Origin of the sequence: Streptomyces sp. NPDC007088 (assembly GCF_042869355.1) — a bacterium.
Classification (GTDB): Bacteria; Actinomycetota; Actinomycetes; order Streptomycetales; family Streptomycetaceae; genus Streptomyces.
In genome coordinates this window covers 319,887-338,520 of record NZ_JBIAFO010000002.1, presented here as the reverse complement: position 1 = coordinate 338,520, position 18,634 = coordinate 319,887, and the positions used below count along the sequence as shown (strand labels likewise).

14 protein-coding genes are annotated in these 18,634 nt (G+C 72.7%); 11 read left to right on the top strand and 3 right to left on the bottom strand.

The window, feature by feature from the left end; translation table 11 throughout:
• Positions 1–430: 430 nt before the first annotated feature.
• Positions 431–862 carry a MarR family winged helix-turn-helix transcriptional regulator gene (locus ACFYMP_RS04580; protein WP_388850393.1) on the bottom strand — a complete coding sequence of 144 codons (432 nt, stop codon included), beginning with the start codon at positions 860–862 and terminating at the stop codon, positions 431–433.
• 222 nt (positions 863–1,084) lie between these two features.
• On the opposite strand from ACFYMP_RS04580, the gene ACFYMP_RS04575 reads away from it, so the two are divergent.
• The gene (locus ACFYMP_RS04575; RefSeq protein ID WP_388850390.1) at positions 1,085–1,918 is read left to right on the top strand and encodes a lysozyme; all 834 of its coding nucleotides are present in this window, start codon (positions 1,085–1,087) and stop codon (positions 1,916–1,918) included.
• A gap of 179 nt (positions 1,919–2,097) precedes the next feature.
• Here the strand turns inward: ACFYMP_RS04575 and lon are convergent, their stop codons facing one another.
• Entirely contained in the window at positions 2,098–4,518 is a 2,421-nt protein-coding gene (gene lon / locus ACFYMP_RS04570) for an endopeptidase La (protein ID WP_388850387.1), read from the bottom strand.
• A gap of 151 nt (positions 4,519–4,669) precedes the next feature.
• Between lon and ACFYMP_RS04565 the strand changes: the two genes are divergently transcribed.
• Entirely contained in the window at positions 4,670–5,485 is an 816-nt protein-coding gene (locus ACFYMP_RS04565) for a nucleotidyltransferase domain-containing protein (RefSeq protein ID WP_388850384.1), read from the top strand.
• A 394-nt stretch (positions 5,486–5,879) separates the two neighbouring features.
• On the opposite strand, the gene ACFYMP_RS04560 is transcribed toward ACFYMP_RS04565, so the two are convergent.
• Positions 5,880–6,674 carry a class II aldolase/adducin family protein gene (locus tag ACFYMP_RS04560; RefSeq protein WP_388850998.1) on the bottom strand — a complete coding sequence of 265 codons (795 nt, stop codon included), beginning with the start codon at positions 6,672–6,674 and terminating at the stop codon, positions 5,880–5,882.
• Between the two features lie 378 nt (positions 6,675–7,052).
• Between ACFYMP_RS04560 and ACFYMP_RS04555 the strand changes: the two genes are divergently transcribed.
• From ACFYMP_RS04555 to ACFYMP_RS04515, 9 genes are all read left to right on the top strand, one after another.
• Positions 7,053–7,631 carry an RNA polymerase sigma factor gene (locus tag ACFYMP_RS04555; RefSeq protein ID WP_388850381.1) on the top strand — a complete coding sequence of 193 codons (579 nt, stop codon included), beginning with the start codon at positions 7,053–7,055 and terminating at the stop codon, positions 7,629–7,631.
• Positions 7,628–8,599 carry a zf-HC2 domain-containing protein gene (locus ACFYMP_RS04550; RefSeq protein ID WP_388850378.1) on the top strand — a complete coding sequence of 324 codons (972 nt, stop codon included), beginning with the start codon at positions 7,628–7,630 and terminating at the stop codon, positions 8,597–8,599. The genes ACFYMP_RS04555 and ACFYMP_RS04550 overlap by 4 nt, the downstream gene beginning before the upstream one ends.
• 182 nt (positions 8,600–8,781) lie before the next feature.
• The gene (locus tag ACFYMP_RS04545) at positions 8,782–9,558 is read left to right on the top strand and encodes an ABC transporter ATP-binding protein (RefSeq protein ID WP_388850375.1); all 777 of its coding nucleotides are present in this window, start codon (positions 8,782–8,784) and stop codon (positions 9,556–9,558) included.
• Positions 9,555–10,901, top strand: coding sequence for a hypothetical protein (locus ACFYMP_RS04540; protein WP_388850373.1), 1,347 nt, complete (start codon positions 9,555–9,557; stop codon positions 10,899–10,901). The genes ACFYMP_RS04545 and ACFYMP_RS04540 overlap by 4 nt, the downstream gene beginning before the upstream one ends.
• Positions 10,898–11,566 (top strand): hypothetical protein, encoded by a 669-nt coding sequence (locus ACFYMP_RS04535; protein ID WP_388850371.1) that lies wholly within the window; start codon positions 10,898–10,900, stop codon positions 11,564–11,566. Before ACFYMP_RS04540 ends, ACFYMP_RS04535 begins: the two co-directional genes overlap by 4 nt.
• A gap of 115 nt (positions 11,567–11,681) precedes the next feature.
• Positions 11,682–12,365 (top strand): spermidine synthase, encoded by a 684-nt coding sequence (locus ACFYMP_RS04530; RefSeq protein WP_388850369.1) that lies wholly within the window; start codon positions 11,682–11,684, stop codon positions 12,363–12,365.
• A 174-nt stretch (positions 12,366–12,539) separates the two neighbouring features.
• Positions 12,540–13,277, top strand: coding sequence for a response regulator transcription factor (locus ACFYMP_RS04525; RefSeq protein ID WP_388850366.1), 738 nt, complete (start codon positions 12,540–12,542; stop codon positions 13,275–13,277).
• A gap of 41 nt (positions 13,278–13,318) precedes the next feature.
• Positions 13,319–14,410 carry an ATP-binding protein gene (locus ACFYMP_RS04520; RefSeq protein WP_388850363.1) on the top strand — a complete coding sequence of 364 codons (1,092 nt, stop codon included), beginning with the start codon at positions 13,319–13,321 and terminating at the stop codon, positions 14,408–14,410.
• A gap of 267 nt (positions 14,411–14,677) precedes the next feature.
• A complete protein-coding gene (locus ACFYMP_RS04515; protein ID WP_388850360.1) occupies positions 14,678–18,499 on the top strand; it encodes a multifunctional oxoglutarate decarboxylase/oxoglutarate dehydrogenase thiamine pyrophosphate-binding subunit/dihydrolipoyllysine-residue succinyltransferase subunit in 3,822 nt (1,273 codons plus the stop codon).
• Positions 18,500–18,634 lie beyond the last annotated feature (135 nt).

Genomic DNA, 18,634 nt, shown 5'->3' with positions numbered 1-18,634 from the left:
TGCGGGGCTGCGGGGCTGCGGGGCTGCGGGGCTGCGGGGCTGCGGGGCTGCGGGGCTGCGGGGCTGCGGGGCTGCGGGGCTGCGGGGCTGCGGGGCTGCGGGGACGGTAAGTGCCCGGCGGCACGCGCGGGGGCACGCGGGGTGCGGGGACGCGGGATGGGGCTGGTGTGCCGTGTGGGTGTGGGGCGGGCGGCGGCTCCCCGCCAGGCCGGTCAGCCGTCGCGACGGCCACACCCCCCGCCTCCTCCGCACCACCACCGGCCGGACGCGTCCAGCCCGTCACCCGGTCCCCCGTCGGGACCCCGCCGGCCGGGCGGCGCCGGCCGACCACCCGGACCCCGCCCGGTCCGCCCGGTCCGGTCGGTCCGCCCGGTCCGCCCGGTCCGGTCGACCCCGCCCGGTCCGGTCGGCCCTGCCGGACCCGCTCCGGCTAACCGGTCTCCGCGTTGAGCCTCCGCAGGAGCCGGGCCAGCTCGGCGACCTCCCCGCGGTCCCAGTCCGCGAGCCGGCGGACGTAGCGGGCCCGTCGCGCCTCCCGCACCGCCCGGAAACGCCCCCGCCCCTCGTCCGTCAGGCGCAGGAGCCAGGCCCGGCCGTCGGCGGGGTCGGGTTCGCGGGTGACCAGGCCCAGAACCTCCAGCGCGTGCAGCTGCCGGCTCATCGTCGCCTTGCCCACACCGATGTAGGCCGCGAGTTCGGTGGCCCGCTGGGGGCCCGACTCGTCGAGCCGCACGAGCAGCCCGTAGGCCGCCGGTTCCAGATCCGGGTGCACCTCTCTGGCCATCTCCCCGGACGTGGCCCGCGCGCGCCGCAGAAACAGGGTCAGCTCGCGTTCGAGCGAGAGGAATTCGAGATCGCTCATCAGGGCCTTCCGGTCCGGGCAGGCTGAAAAACGCCGTTCCCCATTCGGTGGAACCGCAGCTTGGACAGTATTTCGCAGGACTGGACCAGTGGTGGCGGGAAGGTGACCTATCCACCTGCGCATCTACGTGCGTAGCGTGCGCTGCTGACATGAACACGGCGCCCGACCCGGCCGTGTCGCGTCGCCAGGTTCCCCCCACTCAGGACCTCACGGAGGCACGCTATGCACGTGCACAGAACCGGATCGGCCCGTCGCTCGCGACTCAGAGCGGCCGGAAGCCTGCTCGCAGCCCTGTCCCTTCTCCTCGCCCTGCCGGTCGCCGCTCAGGCCGCCGACGAGGGCTCCGTGCCCGAACGTGGCAGCGCCTACCTCGGTATGGGGGTGGCCTCCCACGACGGGGTCGACTCCCTGCCCCGCGACAACCGCGCCGCCCAGACCGAGGGCGTGGACGTCTCCGGCCACCAGGGAAGCGTCAACTGGACCTCGCTGTGGAACAGCGGCGTCAAGTGGGCGTACGCAAAAGCAACCGAAGGAACGTCGTACACCAACCCCTCCTTCGCCCAGCAGTACAACGGTTCGTACAACGTCGGCATGATCCGGGGGGCGTACCACTTCGCCACCCCGGACACGTCGAGCGGCGCCGTACAGGCCAACTACTTCGTTGCCCACGGAGGCGGCTGGTCCAAGGACGGCAAGACCCTGCCGGGCGTCCTGGACATCGAGTGGAACCCGTACGGCGCCCAGTGCTACGGGAAGTCCGCCTCCGCGATGGTCAGCTGGATTCGCGACTTCGTGAACACCTACCGGGCCAAGACCGGCCGCGACGCCGTCATCTACACGGCGACCAGCTGGTGGCAGACCTGCACCGGCAACTCCTCCGCCTTCGGCTCCACCAACCCGCTGTGGGTGGCCCGGTACGCCTCCTCGGTCGGCGCGCTTCCGGCCGGCTGGGGCTTCTACACGATCTGGCAGTACACCTCGACCGGCCCGGTCGTGGGGGACCACAACAAGTTCAACGGCGCCCTGGACCGCGTCAAGGCACTCGCCAACGGCTGACGTCCCACCACGCCCCGCCTCCCGCACGGCCCGGCGGCCCGGCGCCCCGCAGCGAGCGGGACGCCGGGCCGTTCGTTCCGGCCGGGGCCGTCACTCCCCGGCCGGAGTCAAAGGCCGCGGCCCCGGGGCCTGGGACCGCGGACCTGGCGCCCCGCCCGGCGCCCTTGGCCCCTTCGTTCTCAGGCCGCCGCCGGGACCGGCACCTGTGCCGTGGTGCCGGCCGGGGTGAGGGCGATCTCCAGGACCTGGCGGACGTCCGTGACGGGGTGGACCTCCAGCTTCTCCAGGACCTCGGCGGGCACGTCGTCCAGATCGGGCTCGTTGCGCTTGGGGATCACGACGGTGGTGATCCCGGCGCGCTGGGCGGCCAGCAGCTTCTGCTTGAGGCCGCCGATGGGCAGGACCCGGCCGGTGAGCGAGACCTCCCCGGTCATCGCGACGTCCGTGCGCACGAGCCGCCCGCTGAGCAGCGAGGCGAGCGCGGTGGTCATCGTGATACCCGCGCTCGGCCCGTCCTTCGGTACCGCCCCGGCCGGGAAGTGGATGTGCACGCCCCGGTCCTTGAGGTCGCCGACCGGCAGTTCCAGTTCGGCGCCGTGCGAACGCAGGAAGGAGAGCGCGATCTGCGCGGACTCCTTCATGACGTCCCCGAGCTGTCCGGTCAGGGTCAGCCCGGAGCCGCCGGTCTCCGCGTCGGCGAGGGACGCCTCGACGAACAGGACGTCGCCGCCGGCCCCCGTGACGGCCAGCCCGGTCGCCACCCCGGGAACCGAGGTGCGCCGCTCGGCCGGGTCCTGCGCCGACTCGGGGACGAAGTGCGGACGCCCGATGAGCTCACGCAGCTCGGTGTCGGTGACGGTGAACGGGAGGTCCCGCTTCCCCAGCTCGTGCTCGGCGGCCACCTTGCGCAGCAGCCGGGCCACCGAACGCTCCAGATTGCGGACCCCGGCCTCGCGGGTGTACTCGCCGGCCAGCTTGCGCAGCGCCGACTCCTCCACCGTCAGCTCGCCGGGCTCCAGGCCCGCGCGCTCCAGCTGACGCGGGAGAAGGTGGTCGCGGGCGATGACGACCTTCTCGTCCTCGGTGTAGCCGTCGAGCCGCACGAGTTCCATCCGGTCGAGCAACGCCTCCGGGATCGCTTCGAGGACGTTGGCGGTGGCCAGGAAGACGACATCGCTCAGGTCGAGCTCCACCTCCAGGTAGTGGTCGCGGAAGGTGTGGTTCTGCGCGGGGTCGAGGACTTCGAGCAGGGCGGCGGCCGGATCGCCCCGGAAGTCCGAGCCGACCTTGTCGATCTCGTCGAGCAGGACGACCGGGTTCATCGAACCGGCCTCCTTGACGGCGCGCACGATCCGGCCCGGCATGGCCCCGACGTAGGTGCGGCGGTGGCCCCGGATCTCGGCCTCGTCCCGCACTCCGCCGAGGGCGACGCGGACGAACTCGCGGCCCATGGCGTGCGCCACGGACTCGCCGAGGCTCGTCTTGCCGACCCCGGGCGGGCCGACGAGCGCGAGCACCGCTCCCCCGCGCCGGCCACCGACCACGCCGAGGCCCCGGTCGGCTCGGCGCTTGCGCACCGCGAGGTACTCGGTGATGCGGTCCTTCACGTCGGCGAGGCCCGCGTGCTCGGCGTCCAGGACCTCGCGGGCGCCCGCGATGTCGTAGGCGTCCTCGCTGCGTTCGTTCCACGGCATGCCGAGGACGGTGTCGAGCCAGGTCCTGATCCAGGAACCCTCGGGGCTCTGATCGCTGGAGCGCTCCAGCTTCTCGACCTCCTTGAGGGCCGCCTCGCGGACCTTCCCGGGCAGGTCGGCGGCCTCGACACGGGCCCGGTAGTCGTCCGACTCGTCCTCGCCGTCCTGTCCGCTCAGCTCGCGCAGCTCCTTGCGGACCGCTTCGAGCTGCCGGCGCAGCAGGAACTCGCGCTGCTGCTTGTCGACGCCCTCCTGGACGTCCTTCGCGATGGCCTCCGCCACGTCCTGCTCGGCGAGGTGTTCGCGCAGCTGGAGGGTGGCGAGCTTGAGCCGGGACACCGGGTCGGCGGTCTCCAGCAGCTCGATCTTCTGGGCGGTCGTGAGGAAGGGCGAGTACCCCGAGTTGTCGGCGAGCGCGCCGACACCCTCGATCTGCTGGACGCGGTCCACGACCTGCCAGGCGCCGCGCTTCTTGAGCCATTCGGTGGCGAGCGCCTTGTACTCGGTGACGAGTTCGCTCACCGCGCCGGGCAGCGGTTCGGGGACGAACTCCTCGACCTTCGTTCCCTCGACCCACAGGGCCGCGCCGGGCCCGGTGGTACCGGCGCCGATGCGGACCCGGCCGCGCCCCTTGATCAGCGCGCCGGGATCGCCGTCGGCGAGCCGGCCGACCTGTTCGACGGTGCCGAGCACACCGGTACTCGCGTAGTTCCCGTCGACCCGCGGCACGAGCAGTACCTCGGGCTTGCCCGCCGCCCCGCCGGACCGCGCGGCGGCCTGCGCGGCCTCGACCGCGGCGCGCACCTCGCTGTCCGAGAGGTCGAGCGGCACGACCATGCCGGGCAGGACGACCTCGTCATCCAGCGGCAGCACGGGCAGGGTGAGCGGTGCGGACGTCAAAGCCATGATCTCCCCTTCGGCATTCAAGTTGAGCTGTATCGACTCAATGCCTGGGGGGTGCCGGATGTTCCCGGACGCGTGTTCGCTCTGAGCGATCATGGGGAAGGGCGTCCGGTGCGGCCCGTGCGCGGCCCCGCGCATCCCTCACAGTTGTCGCATGGAACCCACTGGCATCGCTCCTGACGGCACGTTTCTGCGCGAGGGGTCCCCGGACCGCGTACGTCCGGAGTTCGCCGCGGTGGTGGCGGCGGCCCGGCAGCGGATCGCGGAGACCTTCGGCGACCGGCTGCACAGCGCCTACCTGTACGGGAGCGTGCCGCGCGGCACGGCGCGGCCGGGGCGCTCCGACCTCGACCTGCTGATCGCGCTGCGTTCCCGGCCCACCGAGGAGGACCGCGCGGCGGTCCGCGCGCTGGAGTCCGGGCTCGACGCGGAGTTCCCCGAGGTGGACGGGGTCGGCGCGCTGCTGTGGGACGAGGCCACTCTGCTGAGCGATCTGGAGCGCTGGGACATGGGTTTCTTCGTGGCCGTCCTGTGCACCCCCCTGCTCGGCGAGGACCTCGCCGGACGGCTGCCCGCCTACCGGCCGGACACGCTGCTGGCCCGTGAGCTGAACGGCGACCTCGACGCGGCCCTGGCCCGCTGGGGCGCGCGGGCGGCCGCCTCGCGCGCCGCCGGGGACGCACGGGACCTGCGCGCCCTGGCCAGGGTGGCCGGGCGCAAGCTCGTGCGCACCGGTTTCACGCTGGTCATGCCGGTGTGGGGCGGCTGGACGAGCGACCTCCAGGAGATGGCGGAGGTGTTCGGGACGTACTACCCGGAGCGGGGCGGGCAGATGCGCGCCGCCTCCCGCTCCGCCCGGCGCCCCAACCCCGACACGCTGCCGCTGCTCGTCGGGGACCTCGGGCCCTGGCTCGCCGCGGAGTACACGCGGGTCCACGGGGTGAAGGCGGCGCGGCCGTACCCGGGCTGAGCGGCGCGCGGGCCGGGTACGGCAGGGGCCGCGCGGGCCGGGTACGGCAGCGGCGCGCGGGTGTGCCCGGCCGCCCGGACGCGGGTACGTACGGGGCGGCGCACGGCGCCCCGGCCCTCGCGGGGTCTCTCTCGGCCCTCGCGGTGGGTCTCGCCCAGCCCTCGCGGTGACTCTCGCTCAGCCCTCGCGCTGATTCCACTCGGGCGTCCCGCGCGGTCGTTCCCCCTGTCTTCCTTGTCTTCCCGGGTCCTCCTTGTCTTTCCGGGTCCTCCTTGTCTTCCATGTCTTCCCGGGCGGTGCTTCCGCGCGGTCCGGGCCCTCGCGCGGTCCGCTGCCACAGCGGCGCGGTACGACGGGCGCCCGCCCGTCGGGCGGTCCGCCCGCCGCGGCGGGATCAGTCCTGGTAACCCGGTGCGACGCGGTCGAGGAGCCGCAGCAGCGCGGCCCAGGCCAGGTCGTTGGCCTGGTCGTCGGCGAGGTCGGAGTCGGCCTCGCCGTTCATCTGGCGAGAGGTGTACGCGCAGACCTCCTCGGGCGGCAGGACGAGCGCGGCGCCCCCGGCCTGGGCGGTCACCTGGATCTCGCAGGCCTTGTCGAGGTAGTACATGCGGAGGAAGGCACGCGCGGCCGTCTCACCGATGGTCAGCAAGCCGTGGTTGCGCAGCACGAGCGCGTGGTGCTCGCCGAGGTCGGTGACGAGCCGCTGCTGCTCGGCGAGGTTGAGGGCCTGACCCTCGTAGTCGTGGTAGGCGAGGCGGCCGTAGAACTCCATGGACATCTGGTTGAGCGGAAGCAGTCCCCCCTCCTGCGCGGCGACGGCGCAGCCCGCCTTGGTGTGGGTGTGCAGCACGCATCGCGCGTCCTCACGCGCCCGGTGGATGGCGCTGTGAATGACGAATCCGGCGGGGTTGACCGGGTACGGGCTCGGCTCGACCGCGTTGCCGTCCAGGTCGATCTTGACGAGGCTGGAGGCGGTGATCTCCTCGAACATCAGCCCGTACGGGTTGATGAGGAAGTGGTGATCGGGCCCGGGAAGGCGCAGCGAGATGTGCGTGTAGATGAGGTCGGTCATCCGGAAGTGCGCGACGAGCCGGTAGACGGCGGCCAGTTCGCGGCGCAGCGCCTGCTCGTCGGTCTCGGGGGGCGAGGCGGGCGCGGGGACGGGGGCGGGGACGGGGGCGGGGGGCAGCGTGGGGGCGGAGGTCACGGGCGTACTCCTCGGTGCGGAGGGCGGGGGTTCACCCCTCCAGGCTGGAGGCTACGGACGCCCGGCGACAAGGGCGCACGCCCGTCCGCGCGCGAGATCCGGTGGTTCGCGGGGCCGCCGCTCCCGGCCCCTTCCCGGCCCGACTCCGCCCGTGCCCGTGTCCGCGCCCGGCCCCTTCCCGGCCCGACTCCGCCCGTGCCCGTGTCCGCGCCCGTGCCCGCGCCCGCCCGCGTCCTGGTCGCCGCCTGCCGCACGGCTTCCGACCGGCCTCCCGGCTCCTGGACGTCCTCCCAGCCGATCCGCGCCGGTTTCCGGCCGAGGGCGTGAACCGGACGAGGTGCCGCGAGCGATAAGGAGTACGTGAGACTTTTCCGGCCCCTGAGGGGCGAACGTGACGACGGCGCCCTGCTACGGGCCGTCCGCGCGGGGCAGCACGAGGCCCTGGGCACGTTCTACGACCGCCACTCCGGGTGGCTGCACGCCCGGCTGAACCGGCGCTGCGGGGACCCGGAACTGGTCCGCGAGGTCGTGCAGGACACCTTTGTGACGGTGTGGCGTTCCGCTGGAGGTTTCCGCGGTACCGAGGCCGGCGGCTGGCTGTGGACGATCGCCGCGCGCCGCCTCGTGGACGCGCTGCGCGCCCAGGAGCGGGCGGAGCGCCCGCTCGACCTGCCCGTCCCCGACGTCCCCTCGGCCGAACAACACGTCCTGGCCGGCCTGGAGTACGGGGACGTGGGCGGCGCCCTGCGGCGGCTCTCACCCGAACTCGCCGCCGTCCTGCGGGCGACCGTCGTCGACGGTCTGACCACGCGGGAGGCCGCGCGACTGCTCGGTATCCCCGAAGGCACCGTCAAGACCCGCGCCGCGCGGGCCCGCCGCGAGCTGCGCGCGGCCCTCGAACCGTCCACGCGTCAGGGCCCCACAGGAGGCAGGGCATGAACTTCTCCCGGCACACGGACCCACAGACCGCCGCCCACTACGCGCGGGGCACGCTTCCCGAGGCGCAGTGCGTCCTCCTGGAGGACCACGTCGAATCCTGCGGGCGCTGCGCCGCCGCCGTCTCCCGCGCGGTGCGCGACACGGCGGCCGGACCGGTTCTCGACTCCCTGCGGGAGAGCGTGCTGCTCTCCGTCAGGGGCGCCGAGGCCACCAGCGAGGCCCCTGCCGCCGGGGTGCGGAGCCCCGGGCCAGGCGCCTCCCTTCCTCGTCCCCGGACCGCCGGGGGGCGGTTCGGGGCGTCAGCCCGCGGCGGGTGGGCGGACATCCTCCGCCCCCCGGCCGGCGGCCCGGCGCGGTGGCCGGACACGCTGCGGGCCCTGCGTACGGCGCTGAGCCCCGGCTGGTGGGCGGCCGTGCTCCTCGTGGTGGCGGGGACGGTGGTCCTGGGCCTGGGCGCCGATTCCGGCGGGGCCCGGCCCTTGCTCCTGGCGGTGGCCCCGGTTCTGCCGCTCGCGGGCGTGGCCCTCGCCTACGGTCCGTACGCCGACCCGCTGTACGAACTGGCCCTGGCCACCCCGCGCGGGGGCCTCAAACTCCTGTTGCTGCGCACCACGGCGCTGAGCGCGGTGTGCCTCCCGCTGCTGACCGCGGTAGGCGCCTTCCTCCCGGGTGTGCCCGGGGCGCCCGGACCGGCGGCCTGGCTGCTGCCCTCGCTCGCGCTGACGCTGACGACGCTCGCGGCCGGCTCCTACGTGGGCTGCCGGGCGGCCGCCGCCGGGTGCGCGGCGGGCTGGGCGGTCGCGGTCGCCCTGCCGACAGGGAGGCCGGGCCCCTCCACCGCCATACAGCTGGCAGAACGGCTCTCCCTGCTGCTGGACGGGCCGGCGGCGCAGACGGGCTGGGCCCTGGGGGCCGTGCTGTGCGCCGCCCTCCTCGCACTGCGCCGCACCGCCTACGACCACATCTGAACACCGACCGCATCCGTACACCTGGGCAGCCCCCTCCGGCCGACGTGCCCAACAGACGTACCCGTCCGACGTGGCCGCAAGACCGCCCCGCCTGACGGCGCGTCCGCTGACGGCATTTCCACCGACGACTACCGACTACCTACTACCGACCAGCACCTACCGACTGACGTACGGGAGTACGCGTGAGCACTCTGTCCCTGTCCGGACTGACCGTCCGGCACCGCGGGCGCACCGCGCTGGACGCCCTCGACCTGGAGCTGGGCCCCGGTGTGCACGGGCTGCTCGGGCCGAACGGCGCCGGCAAGACCTCCTTGATCAGAGTCCTCGCCACCGTCTCCGAGCCGGCGGCCGGGACCGTGGAGCTCCTCGGCCACGACCTCGCCGACCGGCACGGGCGGGTCGAGGTGAGGCGCCGCCTGGGCTATCTGCCGCAGGACTTCGGCCACTACCCGGGCTTCACGGTCCGGGAGTTCGTCGCCTACATGGCCTGGCTCAAGGAAGTGCCCGGCGCCGGTGTCCCCGAAGCGGTCGAGCGGGCGCTGTCCCGGGTCGGGCTCGGTGCCCGCGCCGACGACAAGCTCCGGCACCTGTCCGGCGGCATGCTGCGCCGGGCGGGCATCGCGCAGGCCCTCGTCAACGAACCCGAGCTGCTCCTGCTGGACGAGCCCACGGCGGGCCTCGACCCGGAACAGCGGGTCGAGTTCCGGGCCCTGCTGCGCGAGCTGGGAGCCACCGCGACGATCGTCGTCTCCACGCATCTCGTGGAGGACGTGGCGGGTGCCTGTACGGAGGTGACCTTGCTGGAGGAGGGCCGGCTCGCCTACCGGGGCACCCCGCAGGACCTCGTGCGTCTGGGGGAGAGCGTGGCGGCCGACCAGGACGCCAGTCCCCTGGAGCGCGGCTACACGGCGGCTCTCGCGGCCCACCGCTCGGGCACGTGGGCCGGGGCCGTCCGATGAGCACGCTCAGCCCGGCCCGGCCGGAGCCCGTCGCGGCCCCGCCCGCCCCTCGGACCGGCGCGCTGCGCGCGCAGATGCGCCACGGACTCGGACGCTGGGCCGGGGCGCTCCTCGCCGCGACCCTGCTGGTCTTCCTGGCCTCCGACGCCGGGGCCTGGCAAGGGCTGTGGAGCGAGACGCAGTTCAAGCTGCACGGCGCGACCGTCCTTCTCGCGGGACCGGTGGCGCTCGGCGCGGGTTGCTGGTCCGGCGGGTTCGACCGGCGTCGCGGGACCGGCGAACTGCTCAGCAGCGCGGCCCGTTCCGCGCTGCGGCGCTTCCTGATGACCACACTGCCCCTCGCGGCCTGGACGGTCGCCGGCTACGCGGTGGCCACGACCGCCGTCCTGCTCGCCTCCTGGCCGTACACCTCCGCAGGCCACCCAGACGTCTCCGTACTGCTCGGCGACGCGGCGTACCTCGTGGCGGCCGCCGTGCTCGGACAGGTCGCGGGGCGGCTGATCCCCTGGCGGCTCGCCGCCCCGGTGCTCGGCGTCCTGCTCTACGCCCTGCTCGGTCTCTCCCCGTGGGAGTCCCCGCTCCTGCCGTCCTGGGGGCTCTGGGGCGAGGGCGACCGGGCCCCGTGGCAGACCTTCGTCATGGCGCTCTGGCTGCTCGCCCTGGCCGCGACGACCGTCCTCGCGCACACCGCACGGCGCCGGTTCCTGTGCCTCCTCACGTCGGCCGCCCTCGCGCTGGCCGCCGCGGCGTCCCTGCTGGGGACGGGCTCCCCGACGCGTACCGATCCGCTCACGACCCGCGTCGTGTGCGACACGCGCATCCGTCCCGCGGTCTGCGTCGAGGCGAGCCACCCCGGCCTGCTCCCCGAAGTAACCGCGGCCCTGCGCCCGCTGGCCGGGAAACTGGAGGGGGTCGGCAATCTGCCCGCGCGCTGGTCGGAGAGGGGCGGGCGCCGGGGCGGGGAAACGGTCAGCCTCCCGCAGCTCATGTACGGGCAGGAGATCGTCCGCAACAAGCTGGTCGACCCCGGGCGCTGGCGCCACGACGCCGCCTACTCCCTCATCGGGTCCGACCCGTGCGACGCGCGCGTCGAGGACGTACGGGCCGCGCGGGTCAGCGAAACCGTGCTCGACTGGCTCGCCCCCCAACGCGACTCCGCCCGCGAGCAGTTCGAGGAGCAGGCACGGGCGGAAGGCAACGAGAAGGAGCTCGCCTCCTACGCCGCCGACCGTGCGGCCCGGGAGCGTCTGCGCTCCATGGGTACCGAGGAGCGCCGCGCCTGGCTCACCCGGTACTTCGCCACCCGTGACCGCTGTGACCCGAAGGAGGTCCCGGACCTGTGAACACCCCCGTCCCGGCGCTCAGAACCGCCGTCGCCCCTTCCGCCTCGTTCCTCCCCGGGCCCCGGCTCCACGCCCGGGTCCACGCCACCGCCCCCGCCCTCCTCGCGCTCTGCGCCGTCGCACTGCTCTCCCTGTGGTCCGCCCACGCGCTGCGGCCGGGCCCCGGCACGTTCGGTGACGCGTTCGCCACGGCGCCCTTCCTGGCGCTGGGTCCGCTGCTCGTAGCCGTCGTCACGGCCGTGAGTCAGTACCGGCACGCGCCGGAGCTGGACGGGACGGCGGTCCGCTCCCCGCTGCTGCTGCGGCTCACCCCGCTCCTCGGGCTGCTCGCGGTGGGCACCGCCCTGCTGGTGCTCGCCGCTCTGGCGGGGCCGGGCGAGGGGCGCGACCTCGCCGCTTCGATCCGCAACACGGTGGGCGCCGCCGGGCTCATGGCCGGCACCGCGACGCTGCTCGGGGCGCGGGCCGGCTGGCTGCCCGCCGCGGTCTACCTCTCGGCCGTCCACCTCGGCCACCCCGGCGTCCCGGGCGGGCGGGCGGCACAGGTGTGGGCCTGGCCCACCTGTCCCGGGGACCAGCTCCTGCCCTGGGTGGCGGCCCTCGTCCTCCTCCTCGGCGGCACCGCACTCCACGCCCTGCGCGGGGCCCGCCCCGATCCCGGCTGACCCGCGAGGCCCCGGCGCCGATGGGGTGGGGCGCGCGGAACCCGTTTGTCCCGGCCCCGCCCGTCCCGGGAAAATGGACGGGCCACCGCCCTACCGCGCAGGAAGGTCCGCCCACATGCTCAGGCCGTACGACGACGAGGCCCCGCTCGTACTCGACCGGCGCGAAGGCCCCTACGGCGAGGTCGTGCTGCGCCGGCACGGGGCGCTGCTCCAGATCATCGCCAACGGCACCTTCCTCATGGACACCTCCGACGGCCGCTCGGAGCGGCTCCTGGTCGACAGAGCCCTGGAGGCGCTCGGGAAGCGGCCGGCCCCCTCCGTGCTGATCGGCGGTCTCGGGGTCGGGTTCTCCCTCGTACACGCGGCGGGCGAGCCGCGTTGGGGACGGATCGCGGTCGTCGAGCGTGAGGCCGCGATCATCGACTGGCACCGCGCCGGGCCGCTGTCCGCACTGTCCGCCGAGGCCCTCGCCGACCCGCGGACCGAACTGCTGCACACCGATCTGCTCGCGTACCTGCGGGAGTCGCGGGACACGTACGACGCGTTGTGCCTCGACATCGACAACGGGCCGGACTGGACGGTGGACACCGCCAACGACGGGCTCTACTCACCGGCCGGACTGGACTCCTGCCGGGAGCGGCTGCGGCCCGGCGGGGTGCTCGCGGTGTGGTCGGCGCGGCCCTCCGCGGCATTTGAGGACGCACTACGGAATTCCGGATTCCAGCAGGTCCGTACGGAAGAGGTCCCCGTTGTCCGCGGTGTCCCCGACGTCGTGCACATCGGCGTACGGGCTGCGTAGCCGATCCGCGCCCGCTGGCCGTACCCTCTGACGGACCGCGGATCTTTCACGGACGTCCCCGTCCCGAGGCGGCGCGCGCTGTGCGGCACGCGCCCTCATGGCCGAGCACACCGGGCGTACGGGCTCCGAGGCAGCCGCGGCCGTTGACGACACACGTACCTTCAGGGCGGGGCGATGGAGCAGACACAGACCTCCCACAGCGGCGGCACGCCGGCGGCCGGGGCCCAGCGGCGGGTGCTGGTGGTGGAGGACGATCCGACGATCGTCGACGCCGTCTGTGCCCGGCTGCGGGCGGAGGGCTTCCTCGTGCAGACGGCGCTCGACGGGCCCTCGGCCGTCGACACGGCCGAGGCCTGGCAGCCGGACCTGCTGGTCCTCGACGTCATGCTGCCGGGCTTCGACGGGCTGGAGGTGTGCCGCCGGGTGCAGGCCCGTCGTCCGGTGCCGGTGCTCATGCTGACGGCGCGCGACGACGAGACCGACATGCTCGTGGGCCTCGGTGTGGGCGCCGACGACTACATGACCAAGCCCTTCTCGATGCGGGAGCTGGCCGCACGCGTGCACGTCCTGCTGCGCCGCATGGAGCGGGCGGCGCTGGCCGCCTCGACCCCGCGCACCGGCATCCTGCGGCTGGGCGAACTGGAGATCGACCACGCCCAGCGCCGGGTGCGGGTGCGCGGCGAGGACGTGCACCTGACGCCGACCGAGTTCGACCTGCTGGTGTGTCTCGCGAGCACCCCGCGCGCGGTGCTCTCCCGCGAGCAACTGCTCGCGGAGGTCTGGGACTGGGCAGACGCCTCCGGCACCCGTACCGTCGACAGTCACATCAAGGCGCTGCGCCGCAAGATCGGCGCCGAACGCATCCGTACCGTGCACGGAGTCGGGTACGCGCTGGAGACACCCACGCCGTGACCGGGCCAGCGGCCCGCGCGCAGACCCCGGGGGGACCCAAGGTGAACAGGTCGCAGGTCAGGCTCCGCCCGTTCCCGATCAAGGCGAAGCTCGGCACGCTGGTCGTCGTGTCGGTCTTCATCACGACCGGGCTGCTCATCGTGGCGCTGCGCACGGACACCGAGCTGCGTTTCATCACGGTCTTCTCGGTCATCGCGACGCTGCTGATCACGCAGTTCGTGGCGCACGGGCTCGCCTCCCCGCTCGCCGAGATGACGACGGTGGCGCGGGCGATCTCGCACGGCGACTACACGCGGCGGGTCTCGGGCAGCGACCGGGGCGACGAACTCGGTTCGCTCGCCGAGATGATCAATCGCATGGCGGACGACCTGGAGGCACAGGACCACCATCGCAAGGAGCTGGTCGCGAACGTCTCGCACGAGCTGCGCACGCCGATCGCGGCGCTGCGCGCGGTGCTGGAGAACGTGGTCGACGGGGTGTCCGAGGCCGATCCGGAGACGATGCGGACGGCGCTCAAGCAGACGGAGCGGCTGGGCCGGCTCGTGGAGACGCTGCTGGACCTGTCGCGTCTCGACCACGGCGTGGTCCCGCTGAGGGCGCGCCGCTTCGAGGTGTGGCCGTACCTGTCGGGGGTGCTGAAGGAGGCACAGCTCACGGGCGCGGCGGTCGCGCGGCGCAACCTCGTGTCGAACTCGGGCAGTCACAGCCGTACCGATGTCCATCTGCACCTGGACGTGTCGCCGCCGGAGCTGGCCGGGTACGCGGACGCGGAGCGGCTGCATCAGGTAGTGGCGAATCTCATCGACAACGCCGTCAAGCACAGCCCACCCCACGGAAGGGTGACCGTGCGCGCACGGGCGGGTACCCAGCCGGAGTCGCTGGAGATCGAGGTGCAGGACGAGGGTCCGGGCATCCCGCGCTCCGAGTGGCACCGGGTGTTCGAGCGTTTCAACCGGGGTGCCTCGCCGAAGGCGCACGGTCCGGGCAGTGACGGCGGGACCGGTCTGGGCCTCGCGATCGCCCGCTGGGCGGTGGATCTGCACGGCGGACGTATCCGGGTGGCCGAATCCGCACGTGGTTGCCGTATTCACATCACTCTTCCGGGGCGAGCTCCGCAGGTCGACTTGACGTAGGCTTCACAGCAGCACGACAAGATCCAAGACCGAACAGATTGTCACCAGCCGGGAACGCCGACCATCAGGTCACGGTCGCGGTCGGAGGACATCTCGCGCAGAGCAAAACCACGGTTGTTTCCCGCCAATCCATGCGTCGAAACACGACGTCCGGTGTGACTTACGCGACGGATGCCCGGCCCGGCCTGCACCTGTGGTTGTCGGAGGCGTAGCCTTTATTCCCGCTGTCCATCACCTTGTGAGAAGCGGAAGAGGGCGGTTACCGCCGTGTCGCCACAGTCCCCCAGTAACTCGACGAGCATCTCGACCGACCCCGTCGGCCAAGACGGGCAGGGCAAGAACCCTGCTGCCGCCTTCGGCGCGAACGAGTGGCTGGTCGATGAGATCTACCAGCAGTACCTCCAGGACCCGAATTCGGTCGATCGTGCCTGGTGGGACTTCTTCGCCGACTACAAGCCGGGCAGTGCCGCGGCCAAGACCGGCACGGACGGCGCTGCCGCCGCCCCCGCCGCTCAGGCCGCCGCTCCTGCCGCCCCCGCGACGCCCGCCGCCCCGGCGCAGCAGAAGCCCGCTCCGGCCCGCGCCCAGCAGGCGCCCGCCGCCCCGGCCGCGAAGCCGGCCGCTCAGGCTCCCGCCCCGGCGCAGCCCAAGCCGGCCGCGAAGAAGCCGACTCCGGCCCAGCCGCAGCCCTCGGCTCCCGCCACGGAGGCCCCCGCGGGCCCCGAGTTCGTCACGCTGCGTGGCCCCTCGGCCGCCGTCGCGAAGAACATGGGCGCCTCGCTGGAGCTGCCGACGGCCACCTCGGTGCGCGCCGTCCCGGTGAAGCTGCTGTTCGACAACCGCATCGTCATCAACAACCACCTCAAGCGGGCCCGGGGCGGGAAGATCTCCTTCACGCACCTCATCGGCTACGCGATGGTGCAGGCGATCAAGGCCATGCCGTCGATGAACAACTCGTTCACGACGAAGGACGGCAAGCCGACCCTGGTCAAGCCGGAGCACGTGAACCTCGGTCTCGCGATCGATCTGGTCAAGCCGAACGGCGACCGTCAGCTCGTGGTCGCGGCCATCAAGAAGGCCGAGACGCTCAACTTCTTCGAGTTCTGGCAGGCGTACGAGGACATCGTCCGTCGCGCCCGGGACAACAAGCTGACGATGGACGACTTCTCCGGCGTCACCGTCTCGCTCACCAACCCCGGCGGCATCGGCACCGTCCACTCCGTGCCGCGGCTGATGCCCGGCCAGTCGGTGATCATGGGCGTCGGCGCGATGGAGTACCCGGCCGAGTACCAGGGCACCTCCCAGGACACCCTGAACCGGCTGGGTATCTCGAAGGTGATGACGCTCACCTCGACCTACGACCACCGGGTCATCCAGGGCGCCGCCTCCGGCGAGTTCCTGCGCATCGTCGCCAACCTGCTGCTGGGCGAGAACGAGTTCTACGACGAGGTCTTCAAGGCCCTGCGGATCCCCTACGAGCCGATCCGCTGGAACAAGGACATCGACGCCTCGCACGACGACGACGTCACGAAGGCCGCCCGGGTCTTCGAGCTGATCCACTCCTACCGGGTGCGCGGCCACGTCATGGCCGACACGGACCCGCTGGAGTACCACCAGCGCAAGCACCCCGACCTCGACATCACCGAGCACGGCCTCACCCTGTGGGACCTGGAGCGTGACTTCGCGGTCGGTGGTTTCGCCGGCAAGTCGATGATGAAGCTGCGCGACGTGCTGGGCGTCCTGCGCGACTCGTACTGCCGCACCATCGGCATCGAGTTCATGCACATCCAGGACCCGAAGCAGCGCAACTGGATCCAGGACCGGGTCGAGCGCGGGGTCACCACCGCGAAGCCGGAGCGCGAGGAGCAGCTGCGCATCCTGCGCCGGCTCAACGCCGCCGAGGCGTTCGAGACCTTCCTGCAGACCAAGTACGTGGGCCAGAAGCGCTTCTCGCTGGAGGGCGGCGAGTCCGTCATCCCGCTGCTGGACGCGGTGCTGGACTCGGCCGCCGAGGCCCGCCTGGACGAGGTCGTCATCGGGATGGCCCACCGCGGCCGTCTCAACGTGCTGGCCAACATCGTCGGCAAGTCGTACGCGCAGATCTTCCGCGAGTTCGAGGGCAACCTCGACCCGAAGTCGATGCACGGCTCCGGCGACGTCAAGTACCACCTGGGCGCCGAGGGCACCTTCACGGGCCTGGACGGCGAGCAGATCAAGGTCTCGCTGGCCGCCAACCCCTCCCACCTGGAGACGGTCGACCCGGTCATCGAGGGCATCTCGCGCGCCAAGCAGGACATCATCAACAAGGGCGGCACGGACTTCACCGTCCTGCCGGTGGCGCTGCACGGGGACGCGGCCTTCGCGGGCCAGGGCGTCGTCGCCGAGACGCTCAACATGTCGCAGCTGCGCGGCTACCGCACCGGCGGCACCGTGCACGTCGTGATCAACAATCAGGTGGGCTTCACCGCTCCCCCGGAGTCGGCGCGTTCCTCGATGTACGCGACCGACGTGGCCCGGATGATCGAGGCCCCGATCTTCCACGTCAACGGTGACGACCCCGAGGCCGTCGTCCGGGTGGCGCGGCTGGCCTTCGAGTTCCGTCAGGCGTTCAACAAGGACGTCGTGATCGACCTCATCTGCTACCGCCGCCGCGGCCACAACGAGTCCGACAACCCGGGCTTCACGCAGCCGCTGATGTACGACCTGATCGACAAGAAGCGTTCGGTGCGCAAGCTGTACACCGAGTCGCTGATCGGCCGGGGCGACATCACGCTGGAGGAGGCCGAGCAGGCGCTCCAGGACTTCCAGGGGCAGTTGGAGAAGGTCTTCACCGAGGTCCGGGAGGCGACGACGCAGCCGGGCGACCCCGAGGTCTCGCCGCCGCAGGCCGAGTTCCCGGTGTCCGTGGAGACGGCGATCTCCCAGGAGGTCGTGAAGCGGATCGCCGAGTCCCAGGTCAACATCCCCGACCGGGTCACCGTGCACCCGAGGCTGCTCCCGCAGCTCCAGCGGCGCGCGGCCCAGATCGAGGAGGGCACCATCGACTGGGGCACCGGCGAGACCCTCGCCATCGGCTCCCTGCTGATGGAGGGCACCCCGGTGCGGCTGGCCGGCCAGGACTCGCGGCGCGGCACCTTCGGCCAGCGCCACGCGGTGCTGGTGGACCGGGAGACCGGCGAGGACTACACCCCGTTGCAGTACCTCTCGGACGAGCAGGCCCGGTTCAACGTCTACGACTCGCTGCTGAGCGAGTACGCGGCGATGGGCTTCGAGTACGGCTACTCGCTGGCCCGCCCCGAGGCGCTGGTCATGTGGGAGGCGCAGTTCGGTGACTTCATCAACGGCGCGCAGACCATCATCGACGAGTACATCACCGCGGCCGAGCAGAAGTGGGGCCAGACCTCCGGCGTCACGCTGCTGCTGCCGCACGGCTACGAGGGTCAGGGCCCGGACCACTCCTCGGCGCGGATCGAGCGCTTTTTGCAGCTGTGCGGGCAGGGCAACATGACGGTCGCGATGCCGACCCTCCCGTCGAACTACTTCCACCTCCTGCGGTGGCAGGTGCACAACCCGCACCACAAGCCGCTGGTCGTCTTCACTCCGAAGTCGATGCTGCGTCTGAAGGCGGCGTCCTCGAAGACGGAGGAGTTCACCTCGGGCGGTTTCCGTCCCGTCATCGGTGACACGACGGTGGAGCCGGGCGCGGTCCGCAAGATCGTCCTGTGCTCCGGCAAGGTCTACTACGACCTGGAGGCGGAGCGCGCCAAGCGTGGGGCCGACGACACGGCGATCATCCGGGTCGAGCGGCTGTACCCGCTGCCGGGTGACGAGATCCAGGCCGAGATCGCGAAGTACCCGAACGCCGAGAAGTACCTGTGGGCCCAGGAGGAGCCGGCGAACCAGGGTGCCTGGCCGTTCATCGCGCTCAACCTGATCGACCACCTGGACCTCGCGGTCGGCGCGGCCCTGCCGCACGGTGAGCGGCTGCGCCGTATCTCCCGCCCGCACTCCTCGTCGCCGGCCGTCGGTTCGGCGAAGCGGCACCAGGCGGAGCAGGCCCAGCTCGTGGCCGAGGTCTTCGAGGCCTGACCGGGAGCGTCGCGTGTGAGGGGGCCCACCCCCGCCCGGACCCGCCCGGGGGGGGCCCCCCCTCAGTGCGGGGTGGTTAGGGGGTGGGCGGTTGGACGACGCGGCCACCCGGGGCCGTAGCCCGGCGGGCGGCCC